General features: G+C 72.5%; 21 protein-coding genes. 10 read left to right on the top strand and 11 right to left on the bottom strand.

Annotated features, from left to right (window positions below; all coding sequences use genetic code 11):
• Window positions 1-21: 21 nt before the first annotated feature.
• From FHX46_RS00215 to FHX46_RS00205, 3 genes are all read right to left on the bottom strand, one after another.
• Window positions 22-573 (bottom strand): ferritin, encoded by a 552-nt coding sequence (locus tag FHX46_RS00215; RefSeq protein ID WP_167109646.1) that lies wholly within the window; start codon window positions 571-573, stop codon window positions 22-24.
• 112 nt (window positions 574-685) lie between these two features.
• Window positions 686-1,876 (bottom strand): arginine deiminase, encoded by a 1,191-nt coding sequence (locus FHX46_RS00210; RefSeq protein WP_167120931.1) that lies wholly within the window; start codon window positions 1,874-1,876, stop codon window positions 686-688.
• Between the two features lie 50 nt (window positions 1,877-1,926).
• A complete protein-coding gene (locus FHX46_RS00205) occupies window positions 1,927-2,679 on the bottom strand; it encodes a CPBP family intramembrane glutamic endopeptidase (protein ID WP_167120929.1) in 753 nt (250 codons plus the stop codon).
• Between the two features lie 71 nt (window positions 2,680-2,750).
• On the opposite strand from FHX46_RS00205, the gene FHX46_RS00200 reads away from it, so the two are divergent.
• Window positions 2,751-3,209, top strand: coding sequence for a PPOX class F420-dependent oxidoreductase (locus FHX46_RS00200; RefSeq protein WP_167109645.1), 459 nt, complete (start codon window positions 2,751-2,753; stop codon window positions 3,207-3,209).
• A gap of 16 nt (window positions 3,210-3,225) precedes the next feature.
• On the opposite strand, the gene FHX46_RS00195 is transcribed toward FHX46_RS00200, so the two are convergent.
• Window positions 3,226-4,002 (bottom strand): DUF2470 domain-containing protein, encoded by a 777-nt coding sequence (locus tag FHX46_RS00195; protein WP_167109644.1) that lies wholly within the window; start codon window positions 4,000-4,002, stop codon window positions 3,226-3,228.
• A gap of 91 nt (window positions 4,003-4,093) precedes the next feature.
• Here FHX46_RS00195 and FHX46_RS00190 point away from each other — a divergent pair, with 91 nt between their 5' ends.
• The 3 genes from FHX46_RS00190 (at window position 4,094) to FHX46_RS00180 (ending at window position 6,711) form a co-directional block, all read left to right on the top strand.
• The gene (locus FHX46_RS00190) at window positions 4,094-5,152 is read left to right on the top strand and encodes a hypothetical protein (RefSeq protein ID WP_167109643.1); all 1,059 of its coding nucleotides are present in this window, start codon (window positions 4,094-4,096) and stop codon (window positions 5,150-5,152) included.
• A 69-nt stretch (window positions 5,153-5,221) separates the two neighbouring features.
• The gene (locus FHX46_RS00185; RefSeq protein WP_313886269.1) at window positions 5,222-6,076 is read left to right on the top strand and encodes a hypothetical protein; all 855 of its coding nucleotides are present in this window, start codon (window positions 5,222-5,224) and stop codon (window positions 6,074-6,076) included.
• Complete coding sequence (locus tag FHX46_RS00180) at window positions 6,076-6,711, top strand: helix-turn-helix domain-containing protein (RefSeq protein WP_167109641.1); 636 nt, start codon at window positions 6,076-6,078, stop codon at window positions 6,709-6,711. The genes FHX46_RS00185 and FHX46_RS00180 overlap by 1 nt, the downstream gene beginning before the upstream one ends.
• A gap of 10 nt (window positions 6,712-6,721) precedes the next feature.
• Here FHX46_RS00180 and FHX46_RS00175 read toward each other — a convergent pair whose 3' ends face one another.
• Window positions 6,722-7,906 (bottom strand): FAD-dependent oxidoreductase, encoded by a 1,185-nt coding sequence (locus FHX46_RS00175; RefSeq protein ID WP_313885973.1) that lies wholly within the window; start codon window positions 7,904-7,906, stop codon window positions 6,722-6,724.
• Window positions 7,907-7,994: 88 nt separating this feature from the next.
• Here FHX46_RS00175 and FHX46_RS00170 point away from each other — a divergent pair, with 88 nt between their 5' ends.
• Window positions 7,995-8,585, top strand: a complete 591-nt coding sequence (locus FHX46_RS00170) for a TetR family transcriptional regulator (protein WP_167109639.1) — start codon at window positions 7,995-7,997, stop codon at window positions 8,583-8,585.
• A 4-nt stretch (window positions 8,586-8,589) separates the two neighbouring features.
• Here the strand turns inward: FHX46_RS00170 and FHX46_RS00165 are convergent, their stop codons facing one another.
• Together FHX46_RS00165 and FHX46_RS00160 are read right to left on the bottom strand one after the other, a co-directional pair.
• The gene (locus FHX46_RS00165; RefSeq protein WP_313885972.1) at window positions 8,590-9,192 is read right to left on the bottom strand and encodes a TMEM165/GDT1 family protein; all 603 of its coding nucleotides are present in this window, start codon (window positions 9,190-9,192) and stop codon (window positions 8,590-8,592) included.
• Window positions 9,193-9,291: 99 nt separating this feature from the next.
• A complete protein-coding gene (locus FHX46_RS00160; RefSeq protein ID WP_167109638.1) occupies window positions 9,292-10,164 on the bottom strand; it encodes an NmrA/HSCARG family protein in 873 nt (290 codons plus the stop codon).
• Window positions 10,165-10,318: 154 nt separating this feature from the next.
• On the opposite strand from FHX46_RS00160, the gene FHX46_RS00155 reads away from it, so the two are divergent.
• From FHX46_RS00155 to FHX46_RS00140, 4 genes are read left to right on the top strand one after another with little or no spacing between them, the layout of a single operon-like run.
• Window positions 10,319-11,797 carry a cytochrome ubiquinol oxidase subunit I gene (locus FHX46_RS00155; RefSeq protein ID WP_167109637.1) on the top strand — a complete coding sequence of 493 codons (1,479 nt, stop codon included), beginning with the start codon at window positions 10,319-10,321 and terminating at the stop codon, window positions 11,795-11,797.
• Window positions 11,798-11,806: 9 nt separating this feature from the next.
• On the top strand, window positions 11,807-12,814 hold the full coding sequence (cydB, locus tag FHX46_RS00150; RefSeq protein WP_167109636.1) for a cytochrome d ubiquinol oxidase subunit II: 1,008 nt from the start codon (window positions 11,807-11,809) through the stop codon (window positions 12,812-12,814).
• Complete coding sequence (cydD, locus tag FHX46_RS00145; RefSeq protein WP_167109635.1) at window positions 12,811-16,059, top strand: thiol reductant ABC exporter subunit CydD; 3,249 nt, start codon at window positions 12,811-12,813, stop codon at window positions 16,057-16,059. Before cydB ends, cydD begins: the two co-directional genes overlap by 4 nt.
• Before the next feature lie 8 nt (window positions 16,060-16,067).
• Window positions 16,068-17,237, top strand: coding sequence for a GAF domain-containing sensor histidine kinase (locus FHX46_RS00140; RefSeq protein ID WP_167120925.1), 1,170 nt, complete (start codon window positions 16,068-16,070; stop codon window positions 17,235-17,237).
• Here FHX46_RS00140 and FHX46_RS00135 read toward each other — a convergent pair.
• The 4 genes from FHX46_RS00135 to FHX46_RS00120 form a co-directional block, all read right to left on the bottom strand.
• Entirely contained in the window at window positions 17,224-17,541 is a 318-nt protein-coding gene (locus FHX46_RS00135) for a hypothetical protein (protein ID WP_167109634.1), read from the bottom strand. The two genes, FHX46_RS00140 and FHX46_RS00135, sit on opposite strands and share 14 nt — an antisense overlap.
• Window positions 17,542-17,970: 429 nt before the next feature.
• Window positions 17,971-18,597, bottom strand: coding sequence for a response regulator (locus tag FHX46_RS00130; RefSeq protein ID WP_167109633.1), 627 nt, complete (start codon window positions 18,595-18,597; stop codon window positions 17,971-17,973).
• A 48-nt stretch (window positions 18,598-18,645) separates the two neighbouring features.
• Window positions 18,646-20,529 carry a DNA/RNA helicase domain-containing protein gene (locus FHX46_RS00125; protein ID WP_313885971.1) on the bottom strand — a complete coding sequence of 628 codons (1,884 nt, stop codon included), beginning with the start codon at window positions 20,527-20,529 and terminating at the stop codon, window positions 18,646-18,648.
• Window positions 20,530-20,622: 93 nt separating this feature from the next.
• Window positions 20,623-20,946, bottom strand: a complete 324-nt coding sequence (locus tag FHX46_RS00120) for a nucleotide pyrophosphohydrolase (protein WP_167101641.1) — start codon at window positions 20,944-20,946, stop codon at window positions 20,623-20,625.
• Window positions 20,947-21,001: 55 nt separating this feature from the next.
• On the opposite strand from FHX46_RS00120, the gene FHX46_RS00115 reads away from it, so the two are divergent.
• The gene (locus tag FHX46_RS00115; RefSeq protein ID WP_167109632.1) at window positions 21,002-21,349 is read left to right on the top strand and encodes a DUF3024 domain-containing protein; all 348 of its coding nucleotides are present in this window, start codon (window positions 21,002-21,004) and stop codon (window positions 21,347-21,349) included.
• Window positions 21,350-21,412: the final 63 nt, after the last annotated feature.

Here is a 21,412-nt window from a genome sequence, read left to right as displayed (position 1 = left end):
TGGCGGTCTTACCGGGGGCTCTTACAAGGCGCCTCCGGCGACCGGCGGCATGTCCGGGTCGCCGCCGCTGTCGCCCACGGACTCGCGGGCCAGCCAGTTCTCCACCTCGAACATGTTCCCGGCGGCGCGCTTGACCACGGTGAGCAGGGTGGACATCTGCGACACCTCCTCGACCTGTTCCTTGAGGAACCACTGGAGGAACTGCTCGCCCAGGTAGTCGTCCTCGGCGCGGGCGGCCTTGACCAGGGTGCGGAAGTCGGCCGTGACCTCCTTCTCCTGCTCCAGCGCGAGCTCGACCAGCTCGACCGGGTCGGCGAAGTCGTTGCGCACCTCGCCGGTCGGCGGGATCTCCACGTGGTGGTCGGTGTCCATCATGTACTGCACGATCGCGAGCGCGTGGTTGCGCTCCTCCACCGCCTGGCGGTAGAAGTGCCGGGCCAGCTGGGGCAGGTCCGCGTCGTCGAACCAGACCGCCAGCGCCAGGTACTGCTGGGACGCGTTGAACTCGTTGTGCACCTGCTGCTGCAGGAGCTCGTAGAACTTCGAGCGCGGTTCCTTCTTCAACATCGCCATGCGCCCAGAATAGGCCATTTCGATGATCATCATGCGGCCAACCCTGGTGATTCCCGTTTCGTTTGGATAGCCTTACCGAGATGAGGAAATACTCATTCAGGTTAGCCTTTCCTTATTCCTGAATGGGATCCCGGACCACCGGGCACGACATGCAGCGCGGTCCGCCGCGGCCGGATCCCAGCTCGGAACCGGCGATGGCCAGCACCTCGATACCGGCGTCGGCCAGCCGCGCGTTGGTTTCCACGTTGCGCTCGTAGCCCACCACCACGCCGGGCGCGAGCGCCAGGGTGTTGTTGCCGTCGTCCCACTGCTCGCGTTCCGCGGTCACCGGGTCCAGACCGGTGTCGATCACGCGCAGCTTCTCGATGCCCATCGCCTCGGCCGCGGCGTGCAGGAACGGCTCCGGCCCGCTCACGCGCAGCGAACCGTCCCCGTCCGGGCGCAGGGTGAAGGCCACCAGCTCGTCCCGCGCCAGCGGGTACATCACCACCGCGTCCGGGGCGACCATGGTGCAGACGGTGTCCAGGTGCATCGTGGCGCGGGCCTGCGCGATCGGCACCGCGAGCACGGTGTGCGCGATGTCGTCGGCGAACAACGACCGGGCCAGCGACTCCGCACCGGCGGCGGTGGTGCGTTCCCCGATGCCGACGGCCAGCACCCCCGGCGCGAGCAGCAGCACGTCCCCGCCCTCGATCGGCGCGGAGTGCGCCCCGTACGCGCGCGCGGCGTGCGAGAAGCGCGGGTGGTAGGCGTAGACGAGGTCGAGCAGGGCGGTCTCCCGCCGCCGCGCCGGCATGGCCAGCGACGAGATCGCCACCCGGTCGGCGATCCAGACCGAGGAATCGCGGGTGAACAACAGGTTCGGCAGCGGATCGACGGCGAAGTCGTGCGGGTGGTGGATCTTGCGGACCAGCGAGGCACCCGCCGCGGCGGGCAGCTCTTCGAACGTCAGCCCGGCCATCAGCACCTCGGCCAGCGTCACCGCGTCCACACCGGACAGGTGCGCGCGCAGCGCGTCCCCCAGGTCCTCGCCCAGCCGCCGGTCGTCCACCGCCGCGAGCACGCCGGCGGCGTGCGCCCGCGGATCGGCCAGCGCCTCCCGCAGGACGTCGGCCAGCAGGAGCACCTCGACGCCGCGCCCGCGCAGCACCTCGGCGAACGCGTCGTGCTCCTCCTGCGCCCGGCCGACCCACGGGATCGAGTCGAACAGCAGCTTGTCGTTGTTGCGCGGGGTGAGCCTCGTGAGCTCGTTGCCCGGCCGGTGCAGCAGGACGGCACGCAGCGGGCCGACCTCGCTGTCCACCCTGGGGGTTTCGTGGGTCACGCGCTGAGCGTAGTGCGCTGCGTGCCAGTTCAGGGCAGCCAGCTGACGTGTCCGCGCAGTAGCGAGTACCCCACGAACGAGACCACGTCGAGCAGCGTGTGCGCGACCACCAGCGGCACCAGCCGGTTCGTGCGCTGCCACACCCGGCCGAACACCAGGCCCATCACCAGGTTGCCGACGAACCCGCCGAAGCCCTGGTAGAGGTGGTAGGAGCCGCGCAGCACGGCCGCGGCGAACAGCGCGGTGTTCTCCCGCCACCCCAGCTGCCGCAGCCGGGTCAGCAGGTAGCCGACGACCAGCACTTCCTCGGCGAAGGCGTTGCCGAACGCGGACAGCGTCAGCGCGATCGGCCGCCACCACGTGTCGTTCAGCCGGGACGGGACGACGGCCAGGTTGATCCCGAGCTTCCAGCCGGCGAAGTACAGCACCAGGCCGGGGATGCCGATCAGTGCGGCCAGCCCGGCGCCCCACAGCGCGTCCCGGCCCGGGCGGGTGCGGTCCAGGCCGACGTCGGCGAGCTTCGTCCCGCCGCGCCACAGCAGGTATGCGCCGAGTGCACCCCACCCGGCCAGCTGCACGGCGGAGAGCAGCTGCGCGAGCAGGTCGAGCAGGTCGGCCGCGCGCTGCGGAACGTTCAGCGCGACGTGCTGGTCGGACAGCGGTTGCGGCTGCAACAGCGAGTCGATCAGCGACAGCAGGCTGCGCGCGCCGGACAGGCCCAGGGTGATCGAGAAGACGACGACCACCTCGATCCGCAGCCGTCGCGCGGTCCCGGCGTCCATGGGTTCGGGCAGGCCGGGACGTTCGGGGCGGAGCCAGGAACGGAGCACGTCCGCACGCTACCGTGCCAGGCATGCCCAGGATTGCGACTGCTGACCCCGTGGACCGCGCCGAGCTGCTGGACTTCCTCCGCACCCGGCACCGCGCCGTCCTGATGACCACCCGCGCCAACGGCACCCCGCAGCTGTCCCCGGTGACGGCCGGGATCGACCCGGAGGGCCGGTTCGTCGTGGCCACCTACCCGCAGCGCGCCAAGACGCGCAACGCGCGGCGCACCCCGGCGGTGTCGGCGTGCGTGCTCTCCGACGACTGGAACGGGCCGTGGGTCCAGTTCGACGGCCGTGCCGAGGTGCTGGACGTGCCCGAGGCGGTCGAACCGCTGGTCGAGTACTTCCGCAGCATCTCCGGTGAGCACCCGGACTGGGACGAGTACCGCGAGGCGATGGTCCGGCAGAACAAGGCCCTCATCCGGGTCACCATCGAGCGCTGGGGTCCCATCGCCACCGGCGGTTTCCCGCCCGAACTCGCCTGACCTGCGACGTCTGCGGTCAGGGCTGCACGCGCGCCAGGAACGGGCAGCCGACCAGGCGGCGCAGCTCGACGCCGAGCTGCGCCGGGCTGTGCACCGGCTGGGTGAAGGCGAGCCGCACGTCGTGGTCGCCGCCGGGGGACTCCACCCGCAGCCGCAGGCCGAACCGGTCCAGGCCGAGTGGCCGGATCCGGCCGCCGCGCAGGTTGTCCGGAAGGTGCCGGGCGAGCCGGCCGAGCACGTCCGGGTGATCGGTTTCCAGGTGCGCGAGCCACCCGGACTCGTAGGCGGTGAACGGGTCCGGCGGGACTGAGTTGACCGCGTGCGGGCGCAGCGAGTGGGTGCCTTCGGCGTCGGCGAGGACGAGCGAGGCCGGGGTGAGCCGCAGCAGGCTCAGCCCGTGGCCGAGGTCGAGCAGGCGTGGATCCGGGCGCGTCCCGGCGATCGACAGGGCGCGGGCGCGGGCCGATTCCGGGCTCGAGCACCGCAGCCGGCCGGTGATCCACAGCAGTCCGCGGATCGGTTCGCGCAGGTCCACGGGGGCGTGGTCGGCGAGTTCGAACACGACGGCCAGCTCACTCCGCTCGGCCCGCCGGGTTCGCTCCAGCAGCGGGTGGTCGTCCCGCAGCAGGATGCTGACGCTGCCGGACGGGTGGACGTGGTGCAGTTCGGGCACCACGCGGTCGCTGCCGACCGGGTCGCCTGCGGTGAGCAGCGCGCCGGGGCCGTTGCGCGCGGCGATGGTCTTCGCGCGCTCGGCGGGGCTCGGTGCGGGCGGGCGTCTGATCTGGGCCACGGGCCACCTCCTACTTAGGTGAGCCTAACCTGAGATCGAAGCGAAGGGAAGTCGCCGGTAACACCACCCGCCGTTCCGTCGACGGGATGTTGTGGACGATGCGGACTTCACCCGGCCCCGCGTGCTCGCCTACGAACCGCGCTCCCAGCAGCCGCCCGCGGCGGACCCGCTCGAGGTCGCGGTCGTCGAGAAACAACGCCGTCGCCTCGTCAACTCGTCGATCCTCTACGTGGTGCTGGCGGCGGCGGCCGGCCTGCTGGTCCCCGAAGCGTTCACGCTCACCCTGGCCGGTGTGCTCGGTGCGGTCGTGGTGCCGCAGATGTACCTGCTCTTCTTCCGGGTGCTGCCCTGCCGGAAGCTGCTCGCCCACCCGACGGCGCTGGTCGCGCCCGGCCCGGGGGAGCTGCTGGTGGCCGGGTCGCGGGTGAGCGTCGCGCTGCCCGGCGCCGAGCCGCGCTGGCTGGTGGTGCGGCTGCCGGAGTCGAGGCGCCTGCTGCTGGCAGGCGACCGCCGGGTGTTCCTGGTCGGCCCGGATCCGCGCGGCCGGGTGCTGGTCGGTCTCCCGGGTGCGATCATCGGCCGGTTCGGCCGGTTCGGCCGGATCCGGCCGGAGCCCGCGCCGGGCGCGGTGGAGCCGGCGGCGCCGTCGCGCGACCTGGTGGAGGCGCGGCACGATCCGGTGGTGACCGCGTTCCTGCGTGAGTTGTGGCGCCGGTCCTGGGGGATCGCGGTGTCCTTCGTGCTGCTGGCGGCCGTCATCTGGACAACGGGCGCGGCCGTCGTGGAGCTGTCGGCGGCAAGCGCCGTGACGACCGTCCTGGCTGTTCTCTACGCGGTGCTCGGACTGCTGGCGCTGGTCCGCATGGCCGGGCTGTCCGCAGCCGTGCAGCGCGGGCCCTGGCAGGAGCTGTACGGGACGCTCGACACCGACATCCAGCTCGGTGCTTCCGGCGGTCTCGGCAAGGCCGAGGGTCGCGTCCTGCTCGCCGACGGCGAAGCGCCCGTCCGCTTCCAGCGGGTGCCGCTGGATCTGCTGGTCAACGTCCGGGACACCGGGCGGCTCTGGGTCCTGGGCGCGCCCCGGCAGGGGAAGAAGGTGGTCGCCGGACTGCCCGGTCACCCGGTGCTCGGGTTGGTGAACCTGAGGTGAACTGTCCGGGAGTCGTACACGTTTGTCCGATACCCGTACGCTACTAGCGTGTGCCCTGTGTCAAGCGCTGTGGAACTCACGCCCCCCGGCCCCCGCGGGATTCCGCCCCTCTTCGCGCGGCTCGTAGACGACTCGGCGCTCTTCCCGCCCGGTACGGCGACGATGCCCGATGCGTTGCGGAACTACCTCGCCGGTCGCGAGGGGGACCGCGCGGGCCTGCTCGGCGTCTTCCTGTGCCAGGCGTCCCGCCTGCCGGAGCTGATCACCGAGCTGATCAAGATCAAGCCCAAGCAACCGTTGCCGCTGTCGCTGATCATCGACACGGGATTGGGCGGCGTGCCGAAGGCGATCTCGATCGTCGAGTCCCGCAGTGAGCTGCTGTCGCTGCGCATGGTGGAGATGCCGGCGCCCTCGGACGTCGACGAGGTGTGGCTGGAGCGGGTCTCGGAGTTCGTGCCGGAGGACGTGATCCGCGTGGTCGAGCCGCGGCGGGGTGTCGGCTGGCTCGACGGCGTGCGGCGCGTGATCGAGCACGGGAGCTGGCCCAAGATCCGCTGCGGGGGCCAGTCCAGCGAGAACTTCCCCAGCATCGACCAGGTCGCCGACTTCCTCGCGGTCGTCAGCGGCTCGCCCGGCGCATCCTTCAAGGCCACCAACAGCCTGCACCGCGCGGTCCGCCACGAGGACCCGGACAACGGCATCGCCCACCACGGTTTCCTCAACCTGCTCGTCGCGGTGGCGCGCAGCCTCTCCGGCGGCGACGTCCGCGCCGCGCTCGCCTCGACCGACGGGGATTCCCTCGCCGAGGAGGCGCGCGCGCTGTCCGAGCCCGCCGCGAAGGCCGTGCGCGCGCTGTTCGGGTCCTACGCCTGCGACAGCTTCGAGGCGCCGGCCGCCGACCTCGAGGCGCTCGGCCTGCTGTAGTGACCGCGGAAGGCTCGCTGACCCTCGACCGCGGCCTGGCGCTGCTGCAGGCCGTGGCCGACGCCGACGGTGACGCGGCGACCATCTCCGAACTGGCCGCCGCGATCGGCGCGAGCCGCGCCGCCGTCTACCGGCTGCTGGTGCCGCTGACCGAGCGCGGGCTGGTGTGGCGCGACGGCAGCAAGGTCCGGCTGGGTGCCGGGTTGCTGCGGCTGGCCGGTCAGGTTGTCCCGCAGCTGCGTGAGGCGGCCCGCCCGGTGCTGCGGGAGCTGGCCGAGGCCTGCGGTGCGACCGCGCACCTGTCGATCGCCGAAGGCGATCTGGTCGAGCCGCTGGTCACCGTCGAGCCGTCCGGGACCGACTTCCACGTCGCCTACCGGGTCGGCGCTCGCCACCCGATCGGCGTCGGCGCGGCCGGCAAGGCGATGGCGCTGCGCCGCGGCGGCCGCGGCTGGGTGGTGGTCACCGGCGAACCCCAGCGTGGGACCTCGGGCGTGGCCGCGCCGGTGCGTGGGGTGCCGGGCCTGCGCGCCGCGGTCGGGGTGATCGCGCTCGGCCCGGTCGACACCGAGACCGTGGGGCCGCGGGTGGCCGAGGCGGCCGCCGCGGTCGCCGAGGTGCTGCGCGGGCGCTGACGCCGGCGGGTCAGCCGTGGTCGCGCCGGACGGAGCGCTGCACGAGACCGCGGATCCCCGGAAGCTGGATGGCGCGGATCATCAGGTCACGCGCCCACACATGGGCCCTGCTGGGCGGCGCGTACTGGCTCGTGCCCTTGCGGGCCAGCGCCTGCCGCGTCCGGATCTCCGGACGCAGTTGTGCCTCCCACTGCGCCAGCGCCGCCGCGACGTCGCCGGGGTGTTCGCCCAGTGCGGTGCCGAGCTGGTCCGCCCCGGCGAGCGCGAGGGCGGCGCCGTACCCCGCGAACAGCGAGACGCACCAGGCCGCGTCGCCGAGCAACACGACCCGGCCGCGGTGCCACTCGTCCATCACCACCTGGCTGACGGAATCGAAGTAGGCAGTTTCCGGCGCGGCCGCCAGCCGGCGCAGCGCGTCGGGCACACCGCCGCCCAGATCCCCGAAGGCGGAACCGAGAGCGGCTACCGGTCCGCGGGCCAGTTCGGCGGAGGGATCATCAACTCGGTAGGTGAAGAACGCCGACGACCGGCCCGGTCCGAGGTTGATCAGCGCGGCCGTCCGGCGTGGACCGATGAAGGTCGCTCCCGCACCGTCCGGCACGTTCTGCGGCACCCGGTCGAGGGGGAACGCGGCGACCAGGTGCCGCAGATCGACGCGGAAGCCCGCCTCGGGGCCGAAGACGAGCTCGCGGACACCGGAGTGCACCCCGTCCGCGCCGACGAGGAGTTCGGCACGCTCCGTGGTGCCGTCGCTCAGCGTGACGTCCACCCCGTCCCGGTCCTGGGCGACCGACCGCACCGCGGTGCCGAAGCGGATCGTGACGGCGTCGCGCGCGGCCTCGTACAACGCGGACTCCAGGTCGCCCCGGAACACGGTCATCGCGCGGGGGCCCAGCGCGGCCTGCGCGAGCGCCGCCGGGATCGTGAACTTCGGCCGGCCGTCGGCCCGGACGAGGATCGAGGTGAACACCCCGAGGTCCCGGTCCGCCAGCGCGGGCAGCACGCCGAGCCGGTCCGCGGCGTCGTAACCCTGTCCCAGCAGGTTCACCAGGTAGCCGCTGCTGCGGCGCGCCGGGGCCCGCTCCACGACGAGCACCTGCCACCCAGCCCGGTGCAGTCGCAGCGCGGTCGCCAATCCGGCGATGCCGGCACCGGCCACGACTGCCCGGTTGTGATGTCCCAAGCCCTCAGCCACGCTGGCTCCTCCAGTCAAGTTTGAGCAAGTGTTCAAATCTATTATGAACACGTGCTCAAACTCGGTGCAAGCGGGTAGGCTGGCCGTCGTGCCCAGAGGTGTCGCCATCCCGGAGCTCCGGCAGCAGCTGTTCGCCGCGCTTGAGCGGGTGATCGCCCGGGACGGGGCGGGCCGGCTCAGCGGCCGTGCGGTCACCGGCGAAGCCGGAGTCGCGACCGGACTGCTGTACGCGCACTTCGCCGATGTCGACGACTTCCTCGCCGCCTACGCGGTCGATCGCGCGTTCCTGGTCTCCGCCGGTGCCGCGAGCCTGCCGGGGCGGGTCGGCACGGGCGATGTCGCCGGCAACCTGTGTGAGGCCGTGCTCTCGGCGTCGCCCGCTTCAGTCCTGGCTCTGGCGCGGCTGCTCGTCTCGCGCCCGGAACTGGCCGAACGCGTCCAGGCCGTGCTCGGGGACAACACCGCCGGCTTCGACGCGATCGAAAACGCTGCCGCCGCCTACCTCGCCGGCGAACAGCGGGCGGGCCGGGTCACCGCGGCCGCCGATCCGGCGGCGCTGGCCCTCGCGCTGGTCGGCGTGCTCCACCGCCTGGTGCTCACCGGTGACGCCGAACCCGGGCGGATCAGGCGTGCGTTCACCGGACTGATCAGCGCCTTCGCGCCGGCGACAGCCGGCTGACCGGTCAGGCGGTGACCGCCTGCCACGCCGCCACCAGGGCGAACGCGACGAAGACGAAACCGGCGACGCGCTGCAGCAGCTTCGGCTTGAGCCGGCCGCGCACCTTGTGCCCGACGAACACCGCGATCGCCGCGACCGTGAGCAACGCGAGCAGCGAGCCGGTGAACACCATCAGCGGGTGGCCGTACCGGGCGGTCAGCCCGGCCGTGGCCAGCTGCGACGCGTCACCCCACTCCGCGGCGAACAACACGCCGAACGAGGTGGCCGCGGCGCGCAGGAACGACACCGGCCGCACGCCCTGGCGCGCCGCGTCCTCACCGCTTTCGTCCGGTGTCGAGAAGCCCTCGCGCAGCAGCAGGACCGCCCCGATCGCGAACAGCGCGGCGACGACGGTCGCGACCAGGCTCTCCGGCAGCAGCGTCAGCGCCTTGCCGAACAGCACCGCGATCGTGGACTGCACGGCGAACGCCAGCGACACCCCGGCCAGGACCGGCCACGCGCGGAACCGCGTGGTCAGCACCAGCGTGGCGATCATCGTCTTGTCCGGCAGTTCGACGGCCAGGACGAGCACGTACGCGCTGAGCAGTGCCAGCAGTGCGGTACTCACGGTGGTTTCCACTCCCCTTTCCTCTGCAACGATAAAGGGGAGTGGCCGGCATTTCTAGCGAATCGGTTTCGCGAATTGCCGGTTTTCGGCTATCCAGAACTATTTCTGGGCCGGGCTCACATTCTGTTTCGCCGCGCCGAAGATTGCGTTGAGCTGCGCGGCACCGGCCCGGTCCAGCCAGTCCGCGAAGGTCATCAGCCCGGGGTGCAGGGCGCGCAGCGCGGCGATGTCCACGGTGGGTTCCGGATTGTTGTTGAGGTATTCGTATCCCCGCGCGAAGCGCGCGTTGATCTTCCGCAGTTCCTCGATGGGCAGCTGCTCGTACGGCACGGTGACCCCGAGAGCCGCGCTGATCGCGGCGGCCAGTTCGCCGGGGGTGCGCGCGTCCCCGGCCAGGGCCAGCGTGCGGCCGTCGAGCCGCCCGTCGAAGCCGGCGACGGCCAGGGCGGCGATGTCGTCGAGTGCGATCAGCTGCTGCCGGACGTGCGGTGCGAGCGCGGTGCGCAGTGCGCCGTCCCGGAGGCCGAACAGCGGGTTCAGGTAGTTCTCCATGAACGACGAGGGCCGCAGGATCGTGTACGGCAGGCCGCTCGCTGCCAGGTACTGCTCGAGCTCCCATTTCCCCGGCTGGACGATGTCGGCGGCCAGCGCCGAGCTGTAGACCACGTGCCGGACGCCCGCGGCGCGCGCGGTGTCGACCACCAGCTTGCCGTCGCGGACCTCGTCCTGGCCCGGTGCGAGCGGGCCGGGGTGCACGCTGAACACCGCGGTCGCGCCGGTCATCGCGGCGGCCAGCGACGCCTCGTCCGCCAGGTCGCCGCGCACCACCTCGGCGCCGGCCTCCGCCAGCGCACCGGCCCGCGTCGGATCGCGCGTCAGTGCACGGACCCGGCGGCCCTCCGCCAGCAACCGCCGGGCCACGGCTCCACCCTGCTGTCCGGTGGCTCCGGTGACCAGGACCAGCTCACTCATGTTCGACCTCCAATTAACCGGGGCGCTCGACCCGGATAACGCGAAGATACGGAACGATCGCCCCGCTTGTCAAAGCTCACCGGGACCTTGGTCCCGGCAAGATCGGGACCGCGGGACCTGATGGCGGACCCCCCGGCGGAGCAGGCTGAATGACGTGGACGTGCTCCAGCTGGCGCGGTGGCAGTTCGGGATCACCACCGTCTACCACTTCCTCATGGTCCCGCTCACCATCGGACTGTCGGTCCTCGTCGCGGGAATGCAGACCGCCTGGGTCCGCACCGGTGAGCAGCGCTACTACAAGATGACCAAGTTCTGGGGGAAGCTGCTGCTGGTCAACTTCGCGATGGGTGTCGTGACCGGCATCGTGCAGGAGTTCCAGTTCGGCATGAACTGGAACGCCTACTCCCGCTTCGTCGGCGACGTGTTCGGCGCGCCGCTCGCGATGGAGGGACTGGTCGCGTTCTTCGTCGAATCCACGTTCCTCGGCCTGTGGATCTTCGGCTGGGACCGGCTGCCGAAGAAGGTCCACCTGGCCTGCGCCTGGGCGTTCTCGCTGGCCACGATCGCCTCCGCGTACTTCATCCTGGCCGCCAACTCGTGGATGCAGCACCCGGTCGGCGCCGAGATCGTCAACGGCAAGCCCACGTTGCGGTCCATCTGGGCGGTGCTGACCAACAACACCGCGCTGGCCGCGATCCCGCACACCATCGCCGGCGCCTTCTCGGTCGCCGCGGCCTTCCTCGTCGGGATCGGCGCCTGGCACCTGTGGCGCAAGCGCCGGAGCGACGACGAGCACCGGTCGGTGTGGCGCTCGTCGATCCGGCTCGGCGGCTGGACCGGGATCGTCGCGTTCGCCGTGCTCGCCATCACCGGCGACACCCAGGGCAAGCTGATGTTCGAGCAGCAGCCGATGAAGATGGCCTCGGCCGAGGCGCTGTGCCACACCGAGCAGCCCGCCAGCTTCTCGATCGTCGCGATCGGCGACGTGACCGCGCAGAACTGCGAGGACGTCAAGACGTTCACCGTGCCGGCGCTGCTGTCCTTCCTCGCGCACAACGACTTCCGCACCGAGGTCAAGGGCGTGGAGGACCTGGTGACCCAGTACCAGGCCCACTACGGCACGAACTACCCGGACGACCCGGCGCTCGGCGAACTGGCCGGCAAACCGATCGACTACGTGCCGAACCTGGCGGTGACCTACTGGGGCTTCCGCATCATGATCGGCTTCGGGGCGATCTCGGCCGGTACCGGCCTGCTGGCGCTGTGGCTGACGCGCCGGGGGCGGATACCGGAGGGGAGGTGGTTCCCGCGCCTGGCCCTGCTGAGCATCGCCACACCGTTCATCGGCAACAGCGCGGGCTGGATCTTCACCGAGATGGGACGGCAGCCGTTCGTCGTGGTGCCCAACCCGTCCGGTGTGGACGGAGTGTGGATGTTCACCGCGCAGGCCGTGTCCCGGCTCTCCACCGGCGAGGTGTGGACCTCGCTGCTCGCGCTGACCAGCCTCTACGCCGTACTGGGCGTGGTCGAGGTCTTCCTGATGCGCAAGTACGTCCGCGGCGGGATCGACGGTGTCATCCCTCCGGAGCACAACGACGAAGAGGGCAAGCAGGCACTTGCCTTCGCCTACTAGGGAACAGCCATGAGCCTGGAAACGATCTGGTTCTGCGTCATCGTGCTCTTCTGGCTGGGATACCTGTTCCTGGAGGGCTTCGACTTCGGCGTCGGCATGCTGCTGCCGGTTCTCGGCCGGGACGACACCGAGCGACGGGTGCTGATCAACACGATCGGCCCGGTGTGGGACGGCAACGAGGTCTGGCTGATCGTCGCGGCCGGCGCCATGTTCGCGGCCTTCCCCAGCTGGTACGCGTCGCTGTTCTCGGCCGCCTACCTGCCGTTGCTGCTGGTGTTGCTCGCGTTGATCGGCCGCGGTGTCGCGTTCGAGTACCGCGGCAAGGTCGACTCGGTCCGCTGGCGGCGCAACTGGGACCGGGTCATCGTGATCGGCTCGTGGATCCCGCCGCTGGGCGTCGGCCTGCTGCTGACCACCACCGTCCTCGGCCTGCCGCTGGACGCGCACGGAAACCGCGTCGGCGGCGCGTTCGAGGCGGTGCGGTGGGACACGCTGCTCGGTGCGCTCGCGGTCGTCGGGTTCGCGCTCGTGCACGGCGCCGCGTTCCTCGCGCTGAAGACGGCGGGTGAGCTTCGGGAGCGGGCGCGGACGTTCGCCGTCCGCGCGCTGCCGGTCGCGTTGCTGCCGCTGTTCGGGCTGCTGGTGGTCGTCCAGTGGGGTGCGGGTGCACTGTGGACGCTCGTCGCGCTGGTGGTCGCCGCGGTGGCGGCGGTGACCGCGTGGCGCAAGCTGGTGGCCGACCGGGACGGGCAGGCGTTCGCCGCACTCGGGGTCACCATCGCGGCGGCCGTGGTCACGCTGTTCGGCGCGCTCTACCCGGACGTGCTGCCTTCGACGCTCGGCGCGGCGAACTCGCTGACGGTCGCGAACACCGCGTCCAGCCCGTACACCCTGACCGTGATGACCTGGGTCGGCGCGTTCGGTGCCCCCGCCGTGCTGGTCTACCAGGGCTGGACGTACTGGGTGTTCCGCAAGCGGATCAGCACCGCCCACGTCCCGCCGGTGCACACCCCATGAACTTTCCCGGACGTTCCGTCCTTCCCGCACCGGTGTCCACAGCGGACACCACGCGTCCGGGAAAGGGTCCGCTCGGCGCGCTGCCCCTGTTGTCCGCGGCCGCGCGCCGGGCGCTCGCCCTCTCCGGCCTGCTCGCGCTCGGCAACGCGGCGGCGCTGGTCGCGCAGGCCTTCCTGCTCGCCGCGGTGTGCGCCGCCGTGGTCGCCGGGCAGGGGATCGGGACCGGTGCGCTGATCGCCCTCGCCGGTGTGGTCGCCGCGCGGGCCCTGATCGCGTGGGCGCTGCGGGTGGTTGCCGCGCGCGCCGCGGCCGGGGCGAAGGAGGAGCTGCGGGCCAGGGCGGTGGACCACGCGCTGCGGCTCGGTCCGGAGTGGATCGCGCGGCGCGGGCCGGGTGAGCTGACCGCGCTGACCACCCGTGGCCTGGACGCGCTCGACGCCTACTTCACCGACTACCTGCCCGCGCTGGTCACCGCCGCGGTGGTGCCGCCGGCCGCGGGTGCGGCCGTGCTGTTCGCCGACTGGCCGTCGGCAGTGATCATCGCGCTGACCGTGCCGTTGCTGCCGCTGTTCGCGATCCTGGTCGGCAAGTACACCGCGGACCGGTCGGCGGCCGCCGCCGACGCGCTGCAGCGGATGTCCGGTCACCTGCTCGAACTCGTGCGCGCGCTGCCGGTGCTGGCCGCGTTCCGCCGCGCCGAGGCGCAGGCCGAGACGGTGCGGCGGGTGTCCGAGAACCACCGGCGGGCGACCCTGAAGACGCTCAAGGTGGCGTTCTCCTCGGCGTTCGTGCTGGAGCTGGCCGCCACCCTGTCGGTCGCGCTGGTCGCCGTGGTCATCGGGGTGCGGCTGGTCGGCGGGGACCTGCCGCTCGCGATCGGGCTCGGCGTGCTGATCCTCGCACCGGAGTGCTACCAGCCGCTGCGCGCGGTGGGCGCCGCCTTCCACGCCAGCGAGGACGGGGTGGAGGCGGTCCGCCGGGTGACCGACGTGCTGGCCGTGCCGGCCGCGCCCGAGGGGACCGCGGTCCCCGGCCGCGGCGAGGTGCGGGTCGAGGGCCTGCGGGTCGCGCGGCGCGGCGGGTTCGCGCCGGACGGCGAGACGTTCACGGTGCGGCCGGGCACCGTGACCCGGCTCGATTCGCCCAGTGGCGCCGGCAAGTCGACCACGCTGGCGGTGCTGCTGGGGTTCGTGCGGCCGTCCGCGGGCACGGTGCTGGTCGACGGCCGACCCTTGAATGAAGTCGACATGTCGGCTTTTCGTCGGGGTATCGCGTGGGTACCGCAGAACCCGGCCTTCACCGGCGGCACCGTGCGGGCCGAGCTGGAGCTGGCCCTCGGCGCACCGCCGGACCCGGTCGAGGTCGGCGCGCTGCTCCGGGAGCTCAACCTGACCGGGCTGGCCGACGCGCCGGTCCACGAGCTGTCCACCGGTCAACGGCAACGGGTCGCGGTCGCGCGGGCGGTGCTGCGGGTCCGGCACGGTGCCTGGCTCCTGCTGCTCGACGAGCCCACCGCACACCAGGACGCCACGCACGCCGCCCTGGTCGAGGCGGCCATCGCGTCCACACTGCCGCTGGGCACCGCGGTGCTCGTCGCCGCGCACCACCGGGATAGCCAGGCGGTGGCCGTCCCAGCGACGGCGGCCACGCCGCACGTCCCGGCCGCCGGCACCACGGCTTCGCAGCCGCTCCGGGGCGTGGTGAGCCGCCGGTTCGGCGCCGGTGCCGTGGCCGGGGCGCTGGCGTTGCTCGCCGGGGTGGCGCTGACCGCGACGTCCGGCTGGCTCATCGCCAAGGCCTCACAGCAGCCGCCGATCCTGACGCTGACCGTCGCCGTCGTCGGGGTGCGTGCCTTCGGGCTGGGGCGCGCGGCCCTGCGGTACCTGGAGCGGCTGATCACGCACGACGCCGCGTTGCGGATCGCCGGCCGCTTGCGGGTCCGGCTGTGGCGCGGCCTGGTCCGGCTCGGACCCGCCCGCGCGCTCGGCCTGCGGTCCGGCGAGGGGCAGCGGCGGCTCGTCGCCGACGTCGACGCCGTCCGCGACCTGCTGCCCCGCGTGGTCACCCCGCCGCTGATCGCCGTGCTCGTGCTGGCCGGGGCGATCGCCGTGCAGACGATCCTGCTGCCGGTGGCCGGGTTCGTGCTCGGCGTCGCGGTGCTGATCGGCGGCCTCGCCGCACCGGCGCTCGCCCTGCGGCTGGAGCGCCGGGCGACCGCAACCCTCGCGAGCGGCCGCCGGACGGTGAGCGCCCAGGTCCTCGGGCTGTTCGAGGCCGCCGCCGAGCTGATCGCGTTCGGCGCCCACCGGCGCCGCCGCGCCGAACTCGCAGACGCCGACGGGCGGCTGGCGCACCAGGCCCGGCGGCAGGCGTTCGGCGCCGGTGCGGCCGACGCGCTGATCACGCTGGTCACCGGGGCCGCCGCGGTCGCCGGGATCGGTCTCGCCGCCGGGTCCGGCATCGACCCGGTGCTCGCGCCCGTCCTGGCGCTGGTGCCGCTGGCGCTCGCCGAGGTGCTCGCCACGCTGCCACCGGTCGCCCAGCACTGGGATCCGTTGCGCGCCGCCACGGCCCGCATCGCCGAGGTCGAGAACGCGCGGGCGCAGCCGCCGGTGCCGACCGGCCCGATCGCCATCGAGCACGCTGACATCGGCTGGACCACCCCGGTCCTGCGAGACGTCGACCTGCGGATCCCGGACGGCGCGCACGTCGCCGTGGTGGGGCCGTCCGGAGCCGGCAAGTCGACCCTGCTGGCCGCCCTGCTGGGTTTCCTGCCCGCCCAGCGCGGGTGCCTGACCACGGCCGCGGCAGTGGCCTGGGCACCCCAGGAACCGCAGCTCGTCTCGACCACGGTCGCGGAGAACCTGCGCCTGGCCGACCCGCACGCCGACGACGACCGGCTACGGGAAGCCCTGCGGCTGGCCTGCCTGGAGCTGCCGCTGGACACGGTCCTCGATGGCGCCGGGAGCGGCTTGTCCGGCGGGCAGGCACAACGGCTCGCGGTCGCGCGGGCGCTCGTCGCGGCACCGCACGCGGATCTCGTCCTGCTCGACGAGCCGACCGCGCACCTCGACGAGTCCACCGCCCGGCGGCTGCGCGCGAACCTGCGCACCGCACTGGCCGGCCGGACCGTCGTCCACGTCACCCACCGCGCGGACGAGGCGGCCGAGGCCGACCTCGTCGTGGAGGTGCAGGACGGGCGGGTCCGCCCGCGAATCCCGGCGTTGGAAGGCGGCTACGCTTGACACTGCTCATGGAACCGACCCTCGCCGCCAGCGCGCTGTCCGCGGCCACGGAAATCACCACCGCCGCCCTGTCCGGCGGCGACCCGGCCATGGTTCTGGACTCGGTGGTGCACCAGGCCGCCGAACTGGCCGGCGCCGACCTGTGCGTGGTGATGGTCCGCGCCGAGGACGGCACGGTGTCCGTCGAAGCCGCCCACGGCACGCACAGCGACGACCCGCGAGGTGTGGTGCTGCCCGCCGAGTCCGCGGCCGGGCAGGTCGCCCGCGGCGGTGTAACGGTCGTCGCGGACGACATGACCACTGATCCGCGCACGGCCCCGTACGTGCCGGCCGAGCTGCGCCGGTTCGGCCCGTTCGCGGCCGCGCCCTTCGGGGCAGGCGGCCGGGTGCTGGGCGCGCTCGCGGTGTACCGGGAACGGGGCGGACGGCCGTTCGACCAGGCCACCGTCGAGGTGCTCACCGCGTTCGCCGCGCAGGTCGGCGTGGTGCTGGCGCTGGCCGAGGCGGCGAACGACCGGCACCGGATCACGCTCTACCAGGAGCGCGAGCGCATCGCCCGCGAGCTGCACGACGTGATCGTGCAGCGGCTCTACGCGGCCGGCATGCAGCTGGACCGGGTGCGCCGCCGCATGCGGAAACGGTTCGCCGGAACGGACGCGAGCCGGCTCGGCGAGGCGATCGACCAGCTCGACGAGACGATCGAGGAGATCCGGCACACCGTGCGCGAGCTGCGCTCGCCGGAGCCCGAGGCGGAGCAACCGCCGGCCACCGACCTGGCGGAGTCGGCGCGGGCCGAGGTGCGGATCGCGGGGGAGCTGCTCGGCTTCCCGCCCACGCTGGAGCTGTCCGGCGAGCTGGCCGACATCCCGGCCGAGCGGGCCGATCACATCCGCGCGGCGCTGCGGGAAGCACTGTCCAATGTGGTGCGCCATTCCGGGGCGAGCGAGACCAGGGTGACGCTGGTGCGCGACCGGAACGAGGTCCGTCTGCGGGTTCGCGACAACGGTGCCGGGGTGCCGCAGGACGTGCAGACCCGCGGCCTGCGGCACCTGGAGGAACGGGCCAAACGCGCGGGCGGGAAGTTCTACCTCAACTCCTCGCCGAGCCTGGGCACGCTCGTCGCGTTCGAGCTGCCGCTGGACGAGCGCGCCGGCCGAGCGCCGATCAGCCCGGGTTGAAGTACTCCTTGCCCCGGTACTTGATCCGCAGCCCGTCCAGCCCGGCCCACGGGGCGTGCCCGTAGGTGTTGCTCTTGCCGGGCTTGACGGTGCGCCAGCCGGAGTCGAAGTCGTTGTTGATGATGAACTTGACCTGCACGCTGCCGGCGCACTTGTTGGTGGCGGTCGCCTCGTAGCTGGGCCAGCCGTGATCCTTCGCCTTGACGCAGCTCAGCTTCGGCGTGGCGGCGGATGCGGTCGCCGGGAAGGCGGCGCTCACCAGGGTGAGTCCGATGAGGACGGTGGCGGTTTTGCGGAACTTCATGCCGCGGGATGCTATCGGTCACCGGTGACCCGACGCTGGCACCGGACAGGCCGCGGGACTGGACCACTACGGGACCGGTACGGGACCGCAACTCCACCGCGCGCCCCCGCGTCCCCCGCCCCCGCCGGCGTGTTCACCGCCCCGGGCAGCGTGTTCACCATCCCGGTCCGCGTGTTGGCCGTTCCGGTCCGCGTGTTGGTCGCTCCGGTCCGCGTGTTCGCCGTTCCGGGCAGCGTGTTCGCCATCCCGGCCCTCGTGTTGGTTGTTCCGGGCACGGGCCGGCCAGTCAGCATCGGCGATGGCGACGCGGAGCGGCAAACACGGCGCCCGCAGCGGCAAACACGGCGCGCGGAGGGGCGAACACGGCGCGGGGAGTGGCGAACACGGCGCGCGGAGTGGCGAACACGGTGCGGGGAGCAGTCGGCCGGACTACTTGCTGCGGCGCGCCACCCACGCCACGGCTTGCGTGCGGCGCTGCATGCCCAGCTTGGACAGCACGGACGTGACGTGGTTCTTCACCGTCTTCTCGGCGAGGAACAGGCGCTCGGCGATCTCCCGGTTGGACAGGCCCTCGCCGATCAGCTCCAGCACCGTGCGTTCCCGCTCGGTGAGCCGCGCCAGCTCGTCGTCGGCCGGGTGCCGCAGCTTGTCCAGCACGCGCGCGGTGGTGACCGGGTCGAGCAGCGACCGGCCGGCGGCGACCTCCCGGACGGCGTTGACCACGTCCTGCCCGCGGACCTGCTTCAGCAGGTACCCCGACGCCCCGGCCATGATCGCGCCGACCATGGCTTCCTCGTCGTCGAAGGCGGTGAGGACCAGGCAGTACGGCGGGTTCGGCCGCGCCCGCAACTCCCGGCACAGCGCCACGCCGTCGGTTCCGCCGAGCCGCACGTCGACGACCGCCACGTCCGGTTCGACGTGCATGGCCACGGCGAGTGCCTCGTCGGCGCTGCCCGCCTCGGCGACGACCTCGATGTCCGGCTCGTCGCTGAGCATCTCCCGCAGGCCGCGCCGCACGACCTCGTGATCGTCGACGAGCAGCACTTCGATGGCCATGCCACCAGCCTAACCACCCCAGCGGCCGGAGATCCGCCGCTCGCCGCGCTACCCGGCCATCTCCGCCAGGAACGCCTGGGTCTCCGGATCGGTCGAGTACACGCAGGTCCCCCGCATCCCGCGGGTGAGCAGCACCTTGTAGGTGTTCCGCACGAGCCGGCCGAACTCCAGATCGTCCGCCCTGCGCGCGGCCGGGTCGTGGGAGTGCTCGCGGCGGGCCACCCAGCGCCCGTCGCGGCGGACGAGGTCCGGTCCGAAGATCACCCCGGACCAGTCGTACTCGAAGCCCTGCGCGGTGTAGATGCACCCGACCTGCCCGAAGCCGCGCTCGTCGGAGGCCCAGTAGTACGACTCCGGCGCGTCCGGGACCCGCTGGCCCGGCTTGGCGTTCCACGGCCGGGCCCACCCGCCGATCGTCACGTCGTCCACCAGCCGGCGACCGTCCGGAGTGGACTCCGGATCGCTCCACCGCCAGCAGTACCCCGCGGACAACCGGCCGGTGCCGCCGAGGTCGTCCATGCGCTGACGCAGCCACGCCTCCAGACCGGGCGGGTTCGATGCCGCGGTGACCACGAACTCGTCGTCCCCGGCCAGCTTGCTCCACGGGACCGGCGGCAACCGGTCCAGGCCGAGCAGCCGGGCCACCCAGGTGTCGAACGCGTCCGACCCGCCGCAGCGGAACTGGCCGTTGAGCCGGACGACCTCCAGGCGGCACCCGAGCGCTTCGGCGGCGGCGGTGATCTCCGCGAGCGAGCCCATCTCACCGGGCCGGACGGTCTGGTTCTCGTCGAGCAGGAACACCGGCACCGACGCGACGCCGATCAGCTCGTCGATCTGCCGCCCGGCCTTCTCCCGCACGTGCCGCTTGGTGTAGCGCTTGACGCTCGTTCCCCGGATCCGGTGGGCCTCGTCGCAGATCAGCACGTCCAGCTCGCGCGGTGCGGACTCCAGGTAGTCGTTGAAGTACTTGAACAGCGTCTGGACCCGGCGGTTCCGCCGCCCGGCGATACGGCGCATCGTGTTGGTGAACGCGCTGGACCCGGTGGCGTGGTGCACCCGGCGGCCGGCTCGGGCCAGCTCACCGAGGAGGCTCAGCGCGATGACGCTCTTGCCCGAGCCTGGGCCACCCAGGACGACGACCACCGTGCGGGTCTGGGCGGCGCGGGCCCGCTCGACCGCCTGCCGGACGAGTTCGACCGCGACCTGCTGTTCGTCGAGCAGGACGAACTGCTCCCGTTCCTGGATCTCCCGGGCGGCGAGGTCGAGCAGCGGCTTGGTGGGGGCGTGCGCGAAGCCGAGGAACTCGTCGGCCGCCCGGCGGGCCGCGTCGCGGTCGGCGGCGGGGTCGAGGACCGCCCGCAGGCGGTCGGCCAGCTTCGCCTTGTCGTCCATGGTGAACAGCGAGCCGAACTCGCTCGGCTGGTACTGGTGCAGCGTCGGCACCCCCGCCGACTCCGCGTTGTGCAGGTAGGCGATGCCGTGCACCGCGTGCGGCGCCTCGGCCAGTGCGGGCGTCGAATCGACGAGGTACTCGCAGTACCGCCGGACCTGTTCGACCGGGTGCAGCACCGGTTCCCGGCGCGAGTCGATCAGCACGAGGTCCGCCGCCAGCAGTTCCGCCTTCGACCACTGCTTCAGCTCGACGAGGACGTAGCTGGCCGCACCCGTCCTCGGGTGCACCCCGCACAGCACCACGTCCACCCGCTTCGGGCTGTGCGGCAAGCGGTGTTCCAGCAGCACCTCGACCCGGCCCAGCCCGGCGTCCACCACGTCGGCCAGGAAGGGCGGCAGGCTGCCTGCCCACGAGCGCACCTCGCTCGCGGCGACCCGGTGTCCCCACTGGAAACCGGCCTGGTCGTTCAGGGTCCTGGGCAACTGGCCGGTGTTCGCCTCCGCGAGCAGGTGTGCGGCACTGTGCCGGACAAGAGCCACTTCGATTCCCCCACTGGGCACGCGTCATCCACGTGCGGGTGGGGGCAGCGACGAAGCGGCTGCTTCGGTGCCCGTCGGGCCGCGCCTGCCAGGTTAGTCGAAACGATCAGCCGGGAAGCGGGACTCGTTGCGATCGATCTTCGCCTGGGCGGCTTCGAGGAGGTCGACGCCGAGCACGTCGGCCAGGCGGGTGAGGTAGAGCGTGACGTCGGCGAGTTCGTCGAGCACGGCGGCGCGGGAGGCGGGGTCGTCGAGGATCCGCGCGGACTCCTCCGGGGTGAGCCACTGGAAGAGCGCGGTCAGCTCGCCGACCTCGCCGGACAGGGCCATCACCAGGTTCTTCGGGGTGTGGAACCGCTGCCAGTCCCGGGCGGCGGCGAACTCGGCCAGCCGCCGTCGCAGATCGTCGAGTGTCACAGGGGGCAGTATCCGGTGCCACCCGATCCCGTCGAGTTGCGGTATCACTGTGGGTATGTCGCCGATTCCCGAGCTGCAGCAACGCCAGATCGATCGTTGGTGTGAGCGGCGGGTTCCGGCTGATCAGCGCGGCGAGTACACGGTGCTGTCCCGGTGGCGCGGGCGGATCGTGACCCTCGTCGAGCGGCGGGCCGCGTGGGCCGGTGACGGGCCGGCCGAGCGGCCCTTCGCCCAGCTCCGCTACGGCCTGGACGAGATGTGGTCGCTGTACTACCTCGCCGATGCGGGCCGCTGGCGCCCGTACCCGCGCAGCGTGCCGGAGATCTCGCCCGTTCCGCTCCTGGACGACCTCGATCGGGAAGCGTCCACCGGGTACTTCTTCCAGTGGCTCAGCCCCTGCTGATGCTCACGCAGCGTCAGTGCGGTCCGGGAAATTGACGCTGTCGGGTGACGTTCTCCTCCCATC

Origin of the sequence: Amycolatopsis viridis, assembly GCF_011758765.1 — a bacterium.
GTDB lineage: Bacteria > Actinomycetota > Actinomycetes > Mycobacteriales > Pseudonocardiaceae > Amycolatopsis_E > Amycolatopsis_E viridis.
This window is presented reverse-complemented; position numbering and strand designations above follow the sequence as displayed.